At 45.9% G+C, this 17,609-nt stretch carries 12 protein-coding genes; 6 read left to right on the top strand and 6 right to left on the bottom strand.

What is annotated here, in order from left to right; translation table 11 throughout:
- Nucleotides 1-136 precede the first annotated feature (136 nt).
- Nucleotides 137-1,807, top strand: a complete 1,671-nt coding sequence (locus AABA11_RS03310; RefSeq protein ID WP_338265350.1) for a sensor domain-containing diguanylate cyclase — start codon at nt 137-139, stop codon at nt 1,805-1,807.
- A gap of 87 nt (nt 1,808-1,894) precedes the next feature.
- On the opposite strand, the gene AABA11_RS03315 is transcribed toward AABA11_RS03310, so the two are convergent.
- Nucleotides 1,895-2,335 (bottom strand): DoxX family protein, encoded by a 441-nt coding sequence (locus AABA11_RS03315; protein ID WP_265729043.1) that lies wholly within the window; start codon nt 2,333-2,335, stop codon nt 1,895-1,897.
- A 258-nt stretch (nt 2,336-2,593) separates the two neighbouring features.
- Between AABA11_RS03315 and AABA11_RS03320 the strand changes: the two genes are divergently transcribed.
- Both AABA11_RS03320 and epmA read left to right on the top strand, forming a co-directional pair.
- Nucleotides 2,594-3,322, top strand: a complete 729-nt coding sequence (locus AABA11_RS03320; protein ID WP_338265354.1) for an SDR family oxidoreductase — start codon at nt 2,594-2,596, stop codon at nt 3,320-3,322.
- A 210-nt stretch (nt 3,323-3,532) separates the two neighbouring features.
- Nucleotides 3,533-4,510: an EF-P lysine aminoacylase EpmA gene (gene epmA / locus AABA11_RS03325; protein ID WP_265729041.1), complete on the top strand. Its 978-nt coding sequence runs from the start codon at nt 3,533-3,535 to the stop codon at nt 4,508-4,510.
- A 22-nt stretch (nt 4,511-4,532) separates the two neighbouring features.
- Here the strand turns inward: epmA and AABA11_RS03330 are convergent, their stop codons facing one another.
- Entirely contained in the window at nt 4,533-7,049 is a 2,517-nt protein-coding gene (locus AABA11_RS03330; protein ID WP_338265358.1) for a bifunctional diguanylate cyclase/phosphodiesterase, read from the bottom strand.
- Between the two features lie 126 nt (nt 7,050-7,175).
- On the opposite strand from AABA11_RS03330, the gene AABA11_RS03335 reads away from it, so the two are divergent.
- From AABA11_RS03335 to AABA11_RS03345, 3 genes are all read left to right on the top strand, one after another.
- Nucleotides 7,176-9,461: an ATP-binding protein gene (locus AABA11_RS03335; RefSeq protein WP_338265359.1), complete on the top strand. Its 2,286-nt coding sequence runs from the start codon at nt 7,176-7,178 to the stop codon at nt 9,459-9,461.
- Complete coding sequence (locus AABA11_RS03340) at nt 9,461-10,819, top strand: sigma-54-dependent transcriptional regulator (protein WP_265729036.1); 1,359 nt, start codon at nt 9,461-9,463, stop codon at nt 10,817-10,819. Before AABA11_RS03335 ends, AABA11_RS03340 begins: the two co-directional genes overlap by 1 nt.
- Before the next feature lie 123 nt (nt 10,820-10,942).
- Nucleotides 10,943-11,701: a sulfite exporter TauE/SafE family protein gene (locus tag AABA11_RS03345; RefSeq protein ID WP_338265362.1), complete on the top strand. Its 759-nt coding sequence runs from the start codon at nt 10,943-10,945 to the stop codon at nt 11,699-11,701.
- A 96-nt stretch (nt 11,702-11,797) separates the two neighbouring features.
- Here the strand turns inward: AABA11_RS03345 and AABA11_RS03350 are convergent, their stop codons facing one another.
- From AABA11_RS03350 to AABA11_RS03365, 4 genes are all read right to left on the bottom strand, one after another.
- Nucleotides 11,798-13,411, bottom strand: a complete 1,614-nt coding sequence (locus AABA11_RS03350) for a TRAP transporter large permease (RefSeq protein ID WP_265729034.1) — start codon at nt 13,409-13,411, stop codon at nt 11,798-11,800.
- Nucleotides 13,412-13,427: 16 nt separating this feature from the next.
- Nucleotides 13,428-14,105 (bottom strand): TRAP transporter small permease, encoded by a 678-nt coding sequence (locus tag AABA11_RS03355; protein ID WP_265729033.1) that lies wholly within the window; start codon nt 14,103-14,105, stop codon nt 13,428-13,430.
- A 162-nt stretch (nt 14,106-14,267) separates the two neighbouring features.
- A complete protein-coding gene (locus AABA11_RS03360; protein WP_265729032.1) occupies nt 14,268-15,260 on the bottom strand; it encodes a TRAP transporter substrate-binding protein in 993 nt (330 codons plus the stop codon).
- Nucleotides 15,261-15,518: 258 nt separating this feature from the next.
- The gene (locus AABA11_RS03365; RefSeq protein WP_338265366.1) at nt 15,519-17,603 is read right to left on the bottom strand and encodes a tRNA(Met) cytidine acetyltransferase TmcA; all 2,085 of its coding nucleotides are present in this window, start codon (nt 17,601-17,603) and stop codon (nt 15,519-15,521) included.
- Between the last annotated feature and the right edge of the window lie 6 nt (nt 17,604-17,609).

Here is a 17,609-nt window from a genome sequence, read left to right on the forward strand (position 1 = left end):
GCAACGTACCGAGTAAATTGAAGGGCCCTCGATAGGAGACTATCGAGGGCCTTTTTTGTTGGAGAATTGTCTGTATAAGGCATGATTTATTGCTTATTCTATAATTATTTATAATACGTCATAGCAGGTCTCTTTCATGGTGTTCAAAGGGGTTAATACATTTCGCAGCCGCATTACTTTATTAACCGGTGGCCTGTTGTTGTCTCTTAGTTTGGTACTTGTTACTTATCTCTATCATGTTGCCTCCACTCGACTTTCGGCAGCCAGTGGCGAGTCATTGGTTAGCATCAGTCAATCGGTGTCAAATATGCTGACAGCGAGCCTTATTGAACGTGAACGGGAAATTGTTCTATTGAGCAAACGCCTTTCTCTTTATGAGGGCCAAGATCTCAGCGGGCTGCAAGAAACCATTGATCAAATCAAAAACTCTTACAAACATTATGCTTGGATTGGGTTTGCTGATGAAAATGGCATTGTGTTGGCGTCAGGTGATGGGGTTTTGAAAGGCGCGGATGTTAGTCAGCGCCCTTGGTTTATCCACAGCCATTCTGGTGCTTATATCGGCGATGTTCATAAAGCACTTTTGCTCGAAAAGTTATTGCCGAAACCCAAAGACGGCATGCCTATTCGGTTTGTGGACTTTGCTGCGCCGGTGATTGGGAAAGACGGAGTGCTAAAAGGTGTTGTGGCGACTCATGCTGATTGGGCGTGGGTGAAAGAGGTGCTTGCTTCGTCTTTTAATAATGAGTTTAACGGAGCGTCGGTGGATATTTTTATCATCGATAATAACCAAGAAATCATTTACCCAGACAATTATGTGGGTGAGATGGATGTGCCTAACACTCTGCCTAACAGTGGTCAGTTCGAATCTGTTGTTTGGTCTGACAATGAAAATTACCTTACCAGTCTTGTGACAGTGGTTTCTCCGCAATCTACTCAATTAGGCTGGCGTATTGTGGTGCGACAACCCGCTGATATTGCGATGCAATCTGTGAGGGAAGTGCATCGTCTGTTGTTGATATTAGGGGCAATATCTACGCTGTTTTGTATGTTGCTGGCCTATCGGCTAGCCAGTTCACTAAGTCTTCCTTTAGAGCGATTAGCCAGAACGGCAAAGCGGATTCAGCAAGGAGATCGTCACGTAACTTTCCAAGATGACAGCCACTTAAATGAAGTCACCAGCTTGAGTCGCTCATTACAGGAAATGATGTCATCGTTATTGGACCGCGAGCAAACATTATTGCAATTAAACGTGACTTTAGAGGCCAAGGTTCAGGCACGAACCGCGCAATTAGAAGCCAGTAATCAATCTTTAAAGGCCATCGTCCGCCAAGACCCACTGACACAGGTGTTTAATCGTTTAGCATTAGATGAAGCCTTACAGAAAGAGTATCAATCCGTTCGAGAGTCACATCATGAATTTGCTGTCATCATGGTGGACGCTGATCATTTTAAAAAAATAAATGATCACTACGGACATTCAATAGGCGATAAAGTGCTTAAAAAAATGGCGACAATATTGGTCGACGTTATTGGTGACGCTGGTATGGTTGCTCGTTTTGGTGGCGAAGAGTTTACTGTACTGTTGCCAAATGTTAAGGAAAAAACGGCACACGACATGGCGGAACGGCTTCGTCAGAGAGTGGAATCAACCGACATGCACGAAGCTTTGTTTGTCACGGCGAGCTTTGGTGTAGCTATGTGCAAGGCAAGTGATGAGCATTATGAGCAAGTGCTTAATCGTGCGGATGCGGCCTTATACAAAGCAAAAGAGCAGGGGCGCAATCAGGTAATTTTGAGTACCTAACCAGCTTTGTAAGACCCACAGGTTTGATTTCAACACCTCGCGACATTTGCTGCGAGGTGTTGAAAGAACAGGACAATGCTAGTTCGATTAGTGCTTGCTGGATAGGGCTTTATCAACAGATAGCGCGCCAGCACCGCTGAATACCAACGACATGGCAACGATCAAAAGGGTTAGCGCGTATTCATAGCCATTGTTAGCCATGAATAATCCGTTTGAAATGTGCACAGAGAAAATAGCCATGACCATAGTAAAGGCAATAACTGCAGAGGCCGGGCGCACGAGTAAACCAATCACCAGAGCCAAACCACCGAAAAATTCTGCACTGCCAGCGAGCAGAGCCATCAAGTAACCTGGTTCTAAGCCAAGTGACGCCATAAATTGCCCAGTGCCTTCCAAACCATATCCGCCAAACATGCCGAACAGTTTTTGCGCACCATGCGCCATAAGAATCAAGCCAACCGGAATGCGCAAAATCGTACTTGCCACGCCAGACGTTGTTTTAGTGATTGTTTGAATTAGAGAGTTCATAGTATTTCCTTGCCTAAATAGAGGTTGTTTACGATGAGCGAACTATACCGCTAAAAAAAACAATTAAGTAACGGAGGATTTTGAGGTAAATGATCAAAAAAACTGAACAATAAAAAAGCACAGGCAAGCGTGGTGTTCTGGCGGCGGCCTTTGTTTAAGATCAGTTATGCGCAAAAAAGTAGCAGAATTTTTTCATCATAGAGTGGTAGCGTGTTTCATCTGAAAATTTATCCATCAATAACAATAAGTAGGTAACGCATGTCTAACGCATTAATTGGAAAAGTAGCCGTAGTAACGGGTGGCGCCTCTGGAATTGGGTTGGCCAGCGTGGAAGGCATGTTGGCCGAAGGCGCAACCGTTGTCATTGTTGACCGTGATGAAGCGGCGCTTAATGCATTGCAAAAACAACATGGCGATAACGTCGTGACGCTTGCGGCAGATTTGCTTGATCCTGCGGCTTGCTCCGCTTTGGTTCCGCGTATTTTAGAGAAAACCAAGGTGATCGATATTTTTCACGCGAATGCAGGTTTGTATGTGGGCGGTGATTTAGTCGATGCCGATAACGACGCCATAGATCGCATGTTGAATCTGAATATCAACGTGGTCATTAAAAACGTGCGCGATGTGTTACCGCATATGATTGAACGAGGCGTGGGTGATATTTTAATCACCAGTTCGTTAGCAGGGCATTTTCCAACGCCTTGGGAGCCGGTTTACGCGTCTTCAAAATGGGCGATGAATTGCTTTGTTCAAACTGTCCGCAGACAAGTCAGTCCCCATGGTATTCGCGTTGGCTCTGTGTCCCCAGGCCCAGTAATAACCACCTTGTTATCCGATTGGCCTGCTGAAAAATTGGCAGAAGCGAAGGCAAAAGGCAGCTTGATGGAAGCCAGCGATGTGGCTGACGCTCTCATTTTCATGCTAACGCGTCCTCGCCATGTGACGATTCGAGACGTGGTGATGTTGCCATCGCAGTTCGATTTATAGCGGAGCTGTTTACTTGGCTGTTGATAAGTACTGTGTTTATCAACAGTGTTTTTCGGCTTAGGTTTGTCAAAATGATCTGAAAATCAAGCATGACATTGATTTAGTGTTCACGCCTACGTTTGGCATGGCGGAGATGAAAATAGTGTTCTTCGCAGTAAATTTGTGACCTTGTATTTGTTATGATGCACTTTATTTTTCAGAGTGTTTTTTATGTACGATGCTTCTTTGTGGCAACCCAGTGCAGATCTCTCGATTTTACAAAAGCGTGCGCAGTTACTGAAAGCTATTCGCGCTTTTTTCGATTCGCGTGAGGTGATGGAGGTGGATACTCAGTGTCTGTCTCTGGGCAGTATTACTGATCCACATATTGAAGTATTAACCAGTCAGACGCGTTCCCAAGGTGAAGACCTGACGTATTACCTTCAAACCTCTCCAGAGTTCGCTATGAAGCGTTTGTTATGCGCAGGCTCTGGTTCTATTTATCAGTTGGGAAAAGTGTTCCGAGCCGAGGAAATTGGCCGCCGCCATAGCATCGAATTTACCATGCTGGAGTGGTATCGCGTGGGATTTGATCATTGGCAATTGATGGATGAGATTCAACAGTTGCTGTCGGTGCTGTTAAATGACGAGACGTTGACGTGCGAGCGACTCAGTTATCAAATGGCGTTTTTACGTCATACCGGACTTGATCCTTTCACTGCGACATTGTTCCAGTTACAAGAATGTGCTCATGAACACACAGAATACGGCTTGCAGGAAGATGATCGCGATACCTTGCTTGAGTTACTTTTTTCTAGTGTAGTTGAGCCTGCTATTGGTCAATACACCCCTTGTTTTATTCACAGTTACCCCGCGTCTCAGGCAGCCCTAGCAAAAACAGTTGTCGATGAGCATGGCTTGCTGGTGGCGTCGCGTTTCGAGTTGTATTGGCAAGGCATGGAGCTGGCGAACGGCTATCATGAATTGACGGATGCTAAGGAGCAAGCAAGACGCTTTGCCGAAGATAAGCGAACACGTCAGGAAATGCGTTTGTCGAATCGGCAGTTTGATGAACGACTAATTAGCGCATTACAAAGTGGACTGCCCGATTGCGCTGGGGTGGCATTAGGCGTTGATCGTCTACTCATGCTGTTGTGTCATAAAACACACATTACTGAGGTTCTGCCCTTTGCTCATGCGCGGGCATAAGCAAAGAAAGCGATGTATGTGTTTAATGACGTTCAAGCCACTCGGTTTCACTGAGTGGTTCGGATAAGTGATACCCTTGTAAGTAATCTATTTTCAAGTCTATTAAGTGTTGTTTGACGGCGTCGTTGTGTACAAATTCGGCTTGGGTTTTTATTCCCAGAGAATGGGCAAGGTTGTTGGTATGTTGTACTAACTTTTGCAGTTTTTCGTCTTTATCAATGGTTTTGATAATGCAGCCATCCAGCTTGAGAATGTCTGGGTTCAATGCGATGAGTTTTTCTAAGTTAGAATAGCCTGCCCCAAAATCGTCTATGGCCAATAGCGCACCAGCTTCTCTGAATTCATTAATAATTGGGCTGATCCAATCGTAGTCTTGGATGGATTCGGATTCGGTGATTTCCAGTGTCAAACGCCCATTTACCTTGTTGCGTGCAAAAAACTGGCGCAGGGCTTTTAACGTGGCGTAATGTTTAAAGTCCAATACAGATAAGTTTAAGGCGACGTTTACCTTAGGATAAGTGTTAAGAATACGTTCGCACTTTGCGAGCATGGTTAGAGTAATTTTTGAGTACAATTGCGTTTGTTTTATCAAGTCTAAAAAGAACGCTGGACTGACGATTTGCCCATCGATGCGTGCTCTGAGCAGCGCTTCTGCGCCGATTTCTTCTCCTGTTTTGCTGTCATAGTAAGGTTGGAAGTAGGCGAAAATGTCATCGTTTTCTAGCGCTTTACGAATCTTTAAAATCCAATCCAGATTTTCTTCGGTGGAGGCATTATCAGGCAGGTCGCCATTCCAATAAATGGGTTGATTATTCATTTGCGCATAGCGTCTTGCTTCGCTGGCTTTGATCAGCAAATGCGATTGATCGCAAAGCGCACGACCATTTTGATCAAGCACTGACGCCATACCAACAGACAAGCTTAGTGTGAGCAAATGCTCCACTTTTTTCATGGTGGAGAATTCTTCGTTTTCGATGTCTTCGGCTAAATTGCGAAACAATCGAAGAATTTTATTCGGTGCAATCTGACTGTGAATCGACACGGCGATTTCGTTGGCTGACAGGCGATAACAGGTAAATTCAATGCCCACAGAGTTGGTGCCCAGACGACGTTTTAAATAATGGGCTAATTGGGCAAACAAATCGTCTGCGGCGTTGTAGCCATATTGTTGATTGATTAATCGAAAATTACGAATGCGCATAACCACAAGGTGGGCGATGTCTTGATGATTGGTCAAGCGCCCCAGTAATGAAAAACGATTCAGTAACCCGGTTTGCAGATCGTGTAGCCAATCGTTGTTGGTGTCTGGGTTAGCGCAGGAGTAGCCAAAAGAAGCGTGTTCTTGTTCCAGTTCTTGGAATGCATTACCAATTAGGTTGAACATGGGGGCTAAAGAGTCGCGTTCATCCGGAAGCTGGATCGGCTCCGCTTCTCGTTTTAGGCCGCAGCCAGATTCATGAACTGCCAAATAAGTGAGCGCATGTTGCATGATTCTTGTGCCAAATTGAGTCGAAAAGAACTCTCCAAAACAGTAGGTTCCATGCAATGGCAGCACTTGATTAAGCATGCTGAGTTTATCGGTTGGCTTTTCTTCCAGAAAGTCTTCGCGACTGATGCAATTGAACACAAAAATGCTTTCAGGCAGTTGTTCATTGAGGTGCTGAATCTTAGGAACGATAGAGTAGAGCGACTGAGCGGGGTGAAAATAGAGAAATTTAACGTACGCGCCCTCTGGTATGGCTTCGCTCATTAAGATGCCGCCGTCGCCTTCCCAGCTGAGCGGAACCGCGTTTATTTCTACGTTATTGTGTACGGTTGTCAGTGCGAATCGGTTGGCAAGTGTCAGACTGATTCGTTCGCCATTGGACAAATAGCGTTGATAAATTTGCTGAGCAGGCAAATGGTCGATTTGTTTAATGACTTTGCCTTCGCTGGCGGTGACCAACATTCGACGACCTATGGCGATATTGTCGACGAAGACATCGCGCTGCTGCGTTAAATATTCACCAATGATGCCCACAGCAACAGATTGATTTTGGTATAAGTTTTCTTGGCACAGTACCCAGCTATTGCCTGGTTCGAATAGGCCTGCTCGTCCACCACTAATGGTTAGGTCGTTTTCTTGGGAGACGCGGAAAAAGTCATCTTGAATGGCGTCTTTTGTATCGGCCAACACAATGTAGGCACTGGCTTGGTTTTTTTCATCGCTGGCAAGAAAAGGAGCGAACAATTGCTGGCCTGATCGTTCAATTTTTTGGTCGTCGTAAGGGACCGTGTTATAAGTCAGGTGACTGCGTTTGAAATAGGATAAAATCAGCGTGGCGCCATCATTTTTGACTTGGCCGTTTGAGATGTGTCGCTGGCTTGCCATACCAATACGGCACGCGTCTGGAAAGCACTGTGTTAAATATATTGCCCATGGTTTGGCTTCTTTAATCGAAAAGGTGCCGTATAGTTGGATAAGGTCGGGCGGCTGTATTCCTTCCAGTTTTTGAATGAGATCATCAATCGATTGACAATGTATACTGATGGAATGCATTTTTATCCTATTTAATAAAATTCATAAAACGTGCACAGTTTTGCGTATCCTTCAAAGATGCCTTAAAGCGCACATGAATTCAATCCAAGACACACATTTAGTCTGTCCCTTCTGCAGGATCATTACTTGAGTGAGCGTGGCCGTTTGAACGTCAAATTTTTCGATATAAACCGCATTAAAAAACATGTGTTTTGGCTGTATGTGGTGGTGTTTATCATCACGTCGCTGTCTATTTGGAAGGGCGGAGAAGCGTTACGAAACCAGCAAATTAAAGCGTTACGCATTGATTCCTTTGAGCAGTTAAACCAGCTTGCCAGCGTGTTAGAAAGCGCCATTGCCAAATATCAGCACATGCCGACGTTATTGGCGTCCAACGATCGGGTCAGAAAAGCACTGCGCGATGGCTTTGAATCGGATATTAATCAGTTGAATCGCGAGCTTGAGCAAATCAACCGCATTACTGAAGCCTCAGACAGCTACATTTTAAATATGGAAGGGTTGACCATTGCGGCGTCTAATTACCGTGAAGAGGCCAGTTTTGTCGGCCGTAATTTCGCCTTTCGCCCCTATTTTAAAGACGCCATTCGGGGCAAGCCGGGGCGTTATTATGCGCTGGGCACCACGTCGAATCGGCGCGGGTATTATTTTTCCTATCCTGTTTATGAAGGCGATTCCATTATTGGTGTGGCCGTTGTCAAAGTGGATCTGACACAATTTGAAAAACGCTTTGCGAATCAGCATTACGAATTTTTATTACTTGATCCCGATGGCATTGTGTTCAGCAGTTCTCGCCCGAATTGGCTGTATCGCGTGCTAGGAGAATTGTCTCATTTGGAATTGCAACGCATTGCCGATTCACAACGCTATTTTGGACAATCCATTGAAAAGCTGGCGATCGTCTATCAAAAACCGTTTGATGAAAAATCTCAGGTCATCGACGTGTTAGAAAACACCATGACTAATGGCACCGAAGAGTTACAGCGAATGTCATTTTTGCGCATGAGTCGCCCGATTCGTTTATTGGACTTCAAAATTTCGATATTGGCGCCACTAAAAACCATTAACGAAGAGATTTCCCTATGGCGCGCTATTTTTGCTGGCGGTGTGACCATCACAGCGTTGCTTTTTGGCTTGGCTATGTTACGAAGCCGAATGCTACGAGAGCGTTCTGATGCCAATGAAATGACGCGACACAATCAAGCCTACATTCGCGAAGTGATTCAAAACACACAAGCGGGCTTGGTGACATTGGATGAGCATCACAAAATAGAATCCTTTAATCCGGCGGTTGAAAAGCTAGTGGGACAACCACTGTCACCACTGGTGGGACAGACATTGGATACCTTGTTTCAACCCGATGAACAAAGTTCAGTCATCACAACCTCTCAGGATGATTTTTTGGACGCCGCAAGTGACTTAGGCATTAAGGTTCTCACTCGAGAGGGGCATTTGTGTTATTCAAACCAATCTGTACCGGTAGAAATGACCTTATGTGAGATGCAGCTGCCTAATCGCCGCAGTTATTTGGTGACCTTTCATGACATGACTGAGCGGAAACGTTACGAACAAGACATCACCCAAGCGCGTATTGATCTAGAAGAACGAGTCAAAGAGCGTACATTTGAACTGCAAGGCGCCAACACGCGATTACGCCAAGAGATTGAAGAGCATAAAGGCACGCAGCGCGAGCTCATACAAACCGCCAAATTGGCTGTGTTAGGGCAGCTTAGTGCGGGACTGAATCATGAGTTAAACCAACCTTTAACGGCGATCCGAGCGTTTGCCGGAAATGGATTGAAATTTTTAGACCGTGGGCAATATGAGCAAGCCCATGCGAATCTGCAACACATTAGCCAGCTTGGTCACCACATGGGTGATATTATTGCTCGCTTCAAGGTCTTTGCTCGAAAAGGGGATGTGCAGCAGGGGCCAATTGCAGTGCAGACGGCCATTGTGGGTGCTCTAAAGATTATGAGCCCACGCTATAAAGAGGCCAATATTGAGCTCATAGTCGGGGAGGATTTGGGCTTTATTGTGAATGGTGACATGGTCTTTTTGGAACAGGTGCTGGTGAATTTGTTGGCCAATGCGGCGGATGCGATAGCGGAAGACGCCACGAACGAGCGTCGGGTCTTAATAGAGCAAAAAGCAACGGACGCGCAAATTATTATCAGTGTCCAAGATACGGGTAATGGTTTGAGCGAAGAAGCCACCAAACATTTATTTGAACCTTTTTTTACCTCCAAATCTTCTGGTTTAGGATTGGGATTGGGCTTGTCTATTAGTCAGCGTATCGTTGAAGCGATGGGCGGACAGATCAGTGCGCAAAATCGAGACTCTGGGGGGGCAGAATTTTGTGTTAGGCTACCCCGATTTAGCCCGCAAAGCATTATTGCCAAAGAGGAATCTTAATGCCGGACAGCAAGCAAGTTTTATTGATCGATGATGAACAAGCGGTTCGCATCGCGATTTCTCAGACATTGCAACTTGAAGATTTTGATGTGACTGAGTTTGCAACCGCTCAAGGTGTGATTGAGCAATTGTCACTGGATTGGTCTGGGGTGATTGTGAGCGATATTAACTTACCCGGCAAAAGTGGTTTAGAGCTGTTTGAAGACGTCAAAAAAATTGATGCAGAAATTCCGTTCATTCTGATCACGGGGCACGGTGACATTAGCATGGCGGTGAGTGCGATTCGTGACGGCGCGTATGACTTTATTGAAAAGCCGTTCTCGAATGAAGACTTTATAGAGGTGGTTCGTCGAGCCTCAGAGAAACGCCGCTTAACCCTTGAAAACCGCAATTTACGTCTAGAGTTGGCCGCGCAAAACGCTCCGGGGCCTCGTATCATTGGCAACACACCGGGTATTCATCGTTTACGTCAGGCTTTGTTGCATGTGGCGGACACCGCTGCAGATATTCTGATTCAAGGTGAAACGGGAACCGGTAAAGAGCTGGTGGCCCGTTATATTCACGAACACAGTTCCCGGCGTGGTCATGCTTTTGTGGCGATTAACTGCGGCGCGGTGCCTGATTCGATCATGGAATCTGAGCTGTTTGGTCATGAAAAAGGCGCGTTTACCGATGCTAAAACGCAACGGATCGGTAAGCTTGAACACGCGAACGGTGGCACGCTATTTTTAGATGAAATAGAAAGCATGCCCATGTCGATGCAAATTCGTTTATTGCGAGTGTTAGAAGAGCGACGCTTGGAGCGTTTGGGGTCTAACACGGCTATCGACTTGGATTTACGGATTTTGGCCGCGACCAAAGTTGATCTGAAACAGCTAAGTGAAGGCGGTACTTTCCGCGAAGATTTGTATTATCGGCTTAACGTTGTACGTGTGGACATTCCACCATTGCGAGAGAGAAAAGACGATATCTCATTGCTGTGGCAGCACTTTTGTTTGGTGGCTATTGCTCAGTACAAGCGTGAATCTGAACCATTGTCTGCGGCGCGAATGCACAGTTTATTGAGCTACGACTGGCCGGGCAATGTGCGTGAGCTGCGAAACCTTGCGGAACGTTATGTCCTAATGGGGGAAGCGGGGTCTTTTGAATTTGATCAAATCATTATCAATGAAAATAACCCAGGGGTCATGACATTGCCTGAGCAAATGGAGCGCTTTGAGAAAACGCTGTTAGAGCAGGAGTTGTTGCGTCAAAAAGGGTCTATTAAAGACACCATGGACGCGCTTGGCTTACCGCGTAAGACGCTTTACGACAAAATGCGTAAGTACGATTTGGATAAAGACCTTTATAAGCAGTAATTGCCTAAATAGTCTCTTTTTAACTCCTAATTTTCTGTATCACTGATAAGAATGGGCAGGCTAAGATTTTTACTGCCCATTTTGCTATTCTCCCTTGTTTCCCTCCTTACGAAATCGGTGCCTATGACCTTTTTTTCTGTGCTATTTGAGCAAGTTTCCCCGCACATTGTCGTCTTGTTGGTGGTTGTGTCAGGGCTCACGTCTTTTTTCACCGCGAGCTTTGGTGCTGGCGGTGGTGTGATGCTATTGGGTGTGATGGCGCAAGTGCTACCGCCTCAGTTGATTATTCCGTTGCATGGTGTTGCTCAGTTGGGTTCAAACGCAGGCAGAGCGGCGATGAGCTGGCGACATATCGATTGGAAGCTGATTGCGGCTTTCTTGCCTGGTGCACTGCTGGGAGCCTTTATTGGTAGCTTTGTCTTGGTGGCTTTACCACCGGCGATTATGTATCTCACCATTGCTTTGTTTATTTTGTATTTATGCTGGGGGCCAACATTACCCAAAATGATTTTAGGCACATGGGGAACCGTCATAGCGGGAGCCGTTACGACATTTATCACCTTGTTTGCTGGAGCGACAGGGCCTTTGGTCGCGGCATTTGTAAAACAGATTCATGCGGATCGATTTCGCACCGTTGCCACGTTTGCCACGGCCATGTCATTGCAACATGTTTTAAAAGTAACCGTGTTTGAAGCGGCAGGTTTTCCTTTAGGCGCTTGGCTGCCGTTATTGTTTTGTATGGTGTTGAGTGGTGCGCTAGGAACTTGGGTGGGTCTTAGATTGCTGAAACGTATGCCAGATCGTCATTTTCATCGGATCTTTAACATTGTATTGACCATCATGGCGCTGCGCTTGATTTGGCAAGCGATTGTATTGCTGTAGTTTGAAGGACATCTGCAGAGTCGAGCGCAAAAAAAACGCCCCGAAGGGCGCTAAACTCTATAAATTTTCTGCTTACAGTTTGGGTAAATGAGACCGTTATTGAACGATCTCTGGTCCCATGATGCTGTAAGGCAATGCGGTAGACAATGCAGGGATGTAAGTCACCATCACCAAGAACACCATCAATACGAGTACGAATGGCATGGCGGCTTTTACCACACGCGCCAAGCTCATACCGGTGATGCCGGACGTTACGAACAGGTTCAAACCAATCGGTGGTGTGATCATACCGATTTCCATGTTTACCACCATGATGATACCTAGGTGAATCGGATCAACGCCCAACTCCATTGCGATCGGGAACACCACAGGGGCAACGATAACCAATAGACCAGATGGTTCCATGAACTGACCACCGATCAACAGCAAGATGTTGACAGCGATTAGGAACGTAAACCAGTTAAAGCCGACACCAAGCATCCACTCGGTGATCATTTGTGGAATGCGCTCTGCCGATAATGTATGCGCAAACAACAAAGCGTTGGCGATGATAAACATCAGCATGATGGTGGTTTTTGTGCCTTCCAACATAACTTTGCGAGACTCTTCGCCAAACAAAGATGGGAAGAAACCACGAAGCATCATAGATAAGTTACGACCCCAAATTGGCATGCCCGCCGTCAAACAAGCGCCAATCGATTGTTCTAGTTTGCTAGAACGTTTGTAAACGTAGAAGATCGCCAAGGCAACGGACATGATCGCACCCCAAGTAGCGCGATCGCCGCCTGTCACTGTTTCGCTGTCAGCGAACATGAAGAACGACATGATTTCCCACACTAGGAAGAATGACACGCCATAAACGGTACCGTTAAAGCCAACACGCGCATGAGGTGCGTCGTTGTCGTTTGTCCATGTTTGGCCTTTTAACGGGCCCATGTCACGGTAAACAAACAGTGCGATGAACATAGAGTAAACCGCCGCAACCACCGCCGCTTCTGTTGGCGTGAACACACCACCGTAAATACCACCCATGATGATCACAACTAGGAACAAGCCCCAGCCCGCTTCTTTACCACCACGAATTAGATTGCCAAAGCCTTTCCATTCTTCCGCTGGTAGCTTTTTGATACGCGCTACCACATAGATGGCCAACATCAACATACCGCCAGCCATCAAGCCAGGAATAACCCCAGCCAAGAACATACGACCAACAGACACGTCTACGGACGCCGCATACACTACCATTACGATGGATGGTGGGATCAAAATACCCAATGTACCCGCGTTAGCAATGATGCCTGCGGCGAATTCTTTTGAATAACCTACTTGAGTCATACCCGCAATGGCGATAGTGCCGATGGCAACCACTGTTGCTGGAGACGATCCAGACAAGGCCGCAAACATCATACACGCCAACACAGACGCCATCGCTAAGCCACCACGGAAATGACCAACACTGGCAATCGCGAAATTAATCAAACGTTTCGCTACGCCGCCTGTCGACATATAAGATGAAGCGATAATGAAAAACGGGATAGCCAACAACGTATAGTGCTGACCCGCCCCAAACAGAGAAATAGCAACCGATGACAAAGAGTCATGTGAGAAAAAAGTAATAAACAAGATGGACGATAAGCCCAACGAGATACCCACTGGCAAGCCAATAAATAGCAGGACAATAACCAGTGAAAATAGAATGATTGATTCCATAATTAAGCTCCTACGCCTAGTCTTTCAAGACGTTTTGATTTTCTTTAACAAGATCTTGCGCTTCATGACCACTGATCAACATGTCACGTTTGCCACGTGCGATATCAATAAAGGCTTGCAGAGATCGGTAAGAAAGTAGAGCCAAACTGATTGGCAGAATAACCAACACAATCCAACGATGGACGCGTGGACGTAAACCAAACATTTCTTGAACAAATTCTGGGTAACGCAATTCTTCAGAGCCTATGCCGATTTTGAACATTTTTAACCAATATTCGATTGCGCCACCACTAACGTCGACACCCAACATCGCCAACCAAGTGGAATCGAGCAGGATCAGACCGTATAGCATGGCCGCCGCCGCACCAAATAAAGACAAGGCTTTTGTGATGCGTTTTGGAACGGCGTTAAGCACAATATCGACGCCAAGATGAAGGCCCGTTTTGATACCGTAGCTCATGCCCAAAAGGATCAACCATGAAAAGGCAACGGTATTAAATTCGAGTGCAGCGTCCCAGCCTGTGTTAAAGCCGTAACGTGCGATAACCTGTCCAAACGATACCGCCATGATGGAAGAAATAACGATGATTAACAGGTTTTCTTCCGCTCGTTCCATGACTTTTGGGAAGCGTTTTTCCAGCACCCAAAGAATAATGATGAAAATAAGTAAGTAAAGATGCGGCCAAAGTGCCATGGGGGTCTCCTTAACTAAGTGGACCAGAACAGAGTAAAAAGCAGCTTAGTGGTGTCATCTGTGTCTGAGGTTGGCCAACATCAGGCCGTTATCAAGTGAGCACAGGGGGAAATCACAAGAGCTGACCTGCTAAGGTCAGCTCACTGCTGGGTAGTAGAGTGATTAAGCGCCGGCAGCAGCGTCAATCAAATCTTTACCGATGTAGCTTTCAAATTGCTTCCAAACGGGTTTCATAGTGTCCACCCATTCTTGGCGCTGAGCTGGTGACAGCGTATTGATTTTGCCGCCGGCTTTTAGGATGTTTTCACGGTTAGCCGCTTCTGCTGCTTTTACGTTCAAGTTAGCTGCTTGAGTAACTTCATCCGCAATTTGAGTGAACTGAGCACGGTCTTCTGGAGATAGGCTCTTCAAAAATTCAGACGATGTCATGAACAAGTAAGCCAACAATTGGTGGTTCGTTTCTGTTGTGCTGTCTTGTACTTCGTAGAATTTTTTCGTGTAGATGTTTGACCAAGTATTTTCTTGACCATCTACAACGCCAGTTTGCAAGGCACCGTATACTTCAGAGAATGCCATTGCTTGAGGAGATGCGCCCATCGCTGCGATCATTTGCTTAGCAACGTCGGACGTTTGTACGCGGAATTTCAAACCTTTCGCATCACTAGGAACCAAAAGAGGTTTGTTGGCAGAGAAATATTTCATGCCAGACATCCAGTATCCTAGACCAACAAAACCTGCGTATTCATCCATCTCTGTAAGAAGTTTTTTACCTTCAGGTGTTTTGGTGAAACGGATCGCGTGATCCATGTCTTTAAAGATGAAAGGAAGGTCGAACACGCCGTATTTGTCTGTGTAAGAACCGAATTTAGACAATGACGGAGCAAGCAGCTGAACATCACCTAGTAGTAGGGCTTCAAGTTCTTTTGAATCGCCAAATAGTGTGGAGTTAGGGAAAACTTCAACACACAATTTGCCATTCATTTCTGTGTTTACACGTTCTGCAAAGTTATTTGCCGCAACCACTTTAGGGTGAGTAGTACCGCCTGTTACGTGGCTGAATTTAACAACACGCTCACCTGGGTCACAGTTCGCAATCGCTGTGCCAGCAGAAAGAGTAAGTGCTAGAGATGTAAGAGCTAAGCTGATTTTTTTCATTTTTATAAGACTCCAAAAACTGAATTATTATTGTTTACCTGACTTTTAGTAGGATTTGTTACCAAAACCGACCGAGCAAAACAGGTGGCGCTTGTCATACTGTTTACACAATCTGTGCCAATTCTTTAATTTTTTTTTAACCTATTGATTTTGTTATAAATAGAAAATAAATGGCTGCATTTTTAAAAGACTAAACTGTATGTAATAGGGGGGATTGCACACATGGTGAATTTAAAAATGGGTGGGTATTCACCCATTTTAAATAAGGAGTGTCGATAAGATGGCTTTGAAACTTTGATGCATGGCTTTTTTGCCCGCTAACTTGGCGTCTTGGCGAGAATGTTCGGTGTTTCTGCCTAATGCGGCTTCTAATAACAGTCTATGAGTGGCTTTTTGGGAGTCTAATTGACCTTGTAGGGCAAGCGATAGCGTTGCTTTGAGGAAAACAGCACGGATACTGTCAAAAGGACGGTGATGCTCTACAAACAACGCAATATCCTGTAAGTCTTTTGCTGATAATTGCGCCAGAGTGGGGAGTTTACCTTGCGCTGGCGAGCATTGTCCCAACATAAGCAGAATCAATTCCGTGGGTAAATCAGAATATTGCAGCAGTAGATTGAGGGTAAATTGCTCAATGAAGGTGGCTTGCCATTTGCTGGTTAAGTGGCGTGCTGAGTCTGATATGGGTTTTACCACCATTAGCGAATAGCCGCCGCTGGCGTGATCTTTGGCGGTGCCCATTCTGATGGGAACATAGCCATTTTTTAACCAAAAAGACACCACATCGATGGTCGCCGCAAAACTACTGCACAAGAAGTCGCAATTTTGCTGTGCTGCGCTGTTTATTTGCGCCAGCAATTGAGACGCTAAGCCTTGATTTTGCAGACTTGGGTCGGTGGCAATACGACTGATGCGCCAGTAAGTGAACTGTCCCGCGTTTTCTATTCCTTCATGGGCCAGTAAGGACTGCGGCACCAAGTGCCCCCTTGGTCGGCGTTTTCCCTGCATCACTTCTTGGCTTAGTGTGTTTGGTAAATTGCCTTCTTTTGTCATTATGGCAACACTTTGTACTTGTCCGGCGCGATGCAATACATGTGTTGATACTGAAGGGTCGTCCAAAACCCAACGCAAGTTATCTGGGGAGGTTTGATAATGCGCGCTTACCAGTAATTGGAAGGTATCGGCGAGCAATGGCGAGCGGGTGAGCCATTGCTCGCCTGTCAGTTTTGAATATTCGATGGTCGCTTTATCGACATCCTTGATGGTGTTGGCGTTGTTCTCTGGTGGGGCCAAAAAGAAGCAGTTGTTGATCCAATTCTCAAGTGGGTCATTTCCCCCCCATCGAATCGGTTGGTTCAGTGTGAGTGTTTTTAAGGCGTGTTTATGGGGTGTTTTTTGCGAAGCTAAATGATGGCAAAAACGAATGCCAAAACCCTTCCCGGCGCCTTCGTAGCCGTAGTCCGTGGTGCTAAAAAGAGCATGTTCGGCTTTGTTGTTCAATGTCATGAGCAACGGCAATGGAATCATCGACGCTTCGTCTACAAACAAAAAATCCCAATAAGAGGAATCGCTTATTAATGCGTCAGGCGCAAAAAAAGGCAGGCTTATGTGGTTTTGATTCATCTGCTGATCAAAGCGTGCTTTTAGGCTAACAATCGCTTCTTGATTTGGTGCGCAAACAGCAACGCGCTTTCCTGCTTGAATCAGCTTTGCGATTGAATCGCCAAGCAAGGTGGATTTACCGCGTCCACGTGGAGCGATAAGCACATAGGATTTGGCTTGTTCTGCAAACAAATCGGCTTGGGCGTCAGTTTGCTCTTTGGTCAGTGGCGCATTGGCGTTTACTGGAGACAATGCTGGTAGCGCGGTAACCTGATCGGGTACAGAGCGAAAAGGCGATGCCTCGCTTTGAAGTTGATCTAGCAGATAGCGCTTAAACGCTGAAGTGACTTGTGCAGGTTCGTAAGGCCAAGGCAAATATCTCGCTAAGTCCTGATCGGTCATTGAGAGCCAATCTTCATTGGGCAGTGCAATCGCAAATACTCCATTACCTCGAACGGTACCTGCCAATATGGCAAATGCACTGGCTGAAACACCCTGGGATAAATCCACTAAAATGGCATCGTGGCTGCTGCCAAGCTCCTGTCGAGCGTGTTTAAAAGAACACGTTTTAAGGGGGGGAAGTGAGGAAGGTGAAGCAAGTAACTCATCGTATTGGCCCACATCATGAGCCGAAATCAATACAGAGGAAAAATGTTCGCAGAGCTGACGGAAGTCTGACAGCACCTCATTTGGCGAGCCTTTTAAAAGCAAACAATGGCGGTGTCTGTCAGACTGAGTCATAAAGTT

Origin of the sequence: Marinomonas pontica (assembly GCF_036322735.1) — a bacterium.
Taxonomy (GTDB): Bacteria; Pseudomonadota; Gammaproteobacteria; order Pseudomonadales; family Marinomonadaceae; genus Marinomonas; species Marinomonas pontica.

Excerpts from the sequence above, each read along its gene's own strand:
- AABA11_RS03350 (WP_265729034.1), bottom strand. The coding sequence starts at position 13,411 with ATGGAATCAATCATTCTATTTTCACTGGTTATTGTCCTGCTATTTATT.
- AABA11_RS03355 (WP_265729033.1), bottom strand. The coding sequence starts at position 14,105 with ATGGCACTTTGGCCGCATCTTTACTTACTTATTTTCATCATTATTCTT.
- AABA11_RS03315 (WP_265729043.1), bottom strand. The coding sequence starts at position 2,335 with ATGAACTCTCTAATTCAAACAATCACTAAAACAACGTCTGGCGTGGCA.
- AABA11_RS03340 (WP_265729036.1), top strand. The coding sequence starts at position 9,461 with ATGCCGGACAGCAAGCAAGTTTTATTGATCGATGATGAACAAGCGGTT.
- AABA11_RS03345 (WP_338265362.1), top strand. The coding sequence starts at position 10,943 with ATGACCTTTTTTTCTGTGCTATTTGAGCAAGTTTCCCCGCACATTGTC.
- AABA11_RS03330 (WP_338265358.1), bottom strand. The coding sequence starts at position 7,049 with ATGCATTCCATCAGTATACATTGTCAATCGATTGATGATCTCATTCAA.
- AABA11_RS03320 (WP_338265354.1), top strand. The coding sequence starts at position 2,594 with ATGTCTAACGCATTAATTGGAAAAGTAGCCGTAGTAACGGGTGGCGCC.
- AABA11_RS03310 (WP_338265350.1), top strand. The coding sequence starts at position 137 with ATGGTGTTCAAAGGGGTTAATACATTTCGCAGCCGCATTACTTTATTA.
- AABA11_RS03365 (WP_338265366.1), bottom strand. The coding sequence starts at position 17,603 with ATGACTCAGTCTGACAGACACCGCCATTGTTTGCTTTTAAAAGGCTCG.
- epmA (WP_265729041.1), top strand. The coding sequence starts at position 3,533 with ATGTACGATGCTTCTTTGTGGCAACCCAGTGCAGATCTCTCGATTTTA.
- AABA11_RS03360 (WP_265729032.1), bottom strand. The coding sequence starts at position 15,260 with ATGAAAAAAATCAGCTTAGCTCTTACATCTCTAGCACTTACTCTTTCT.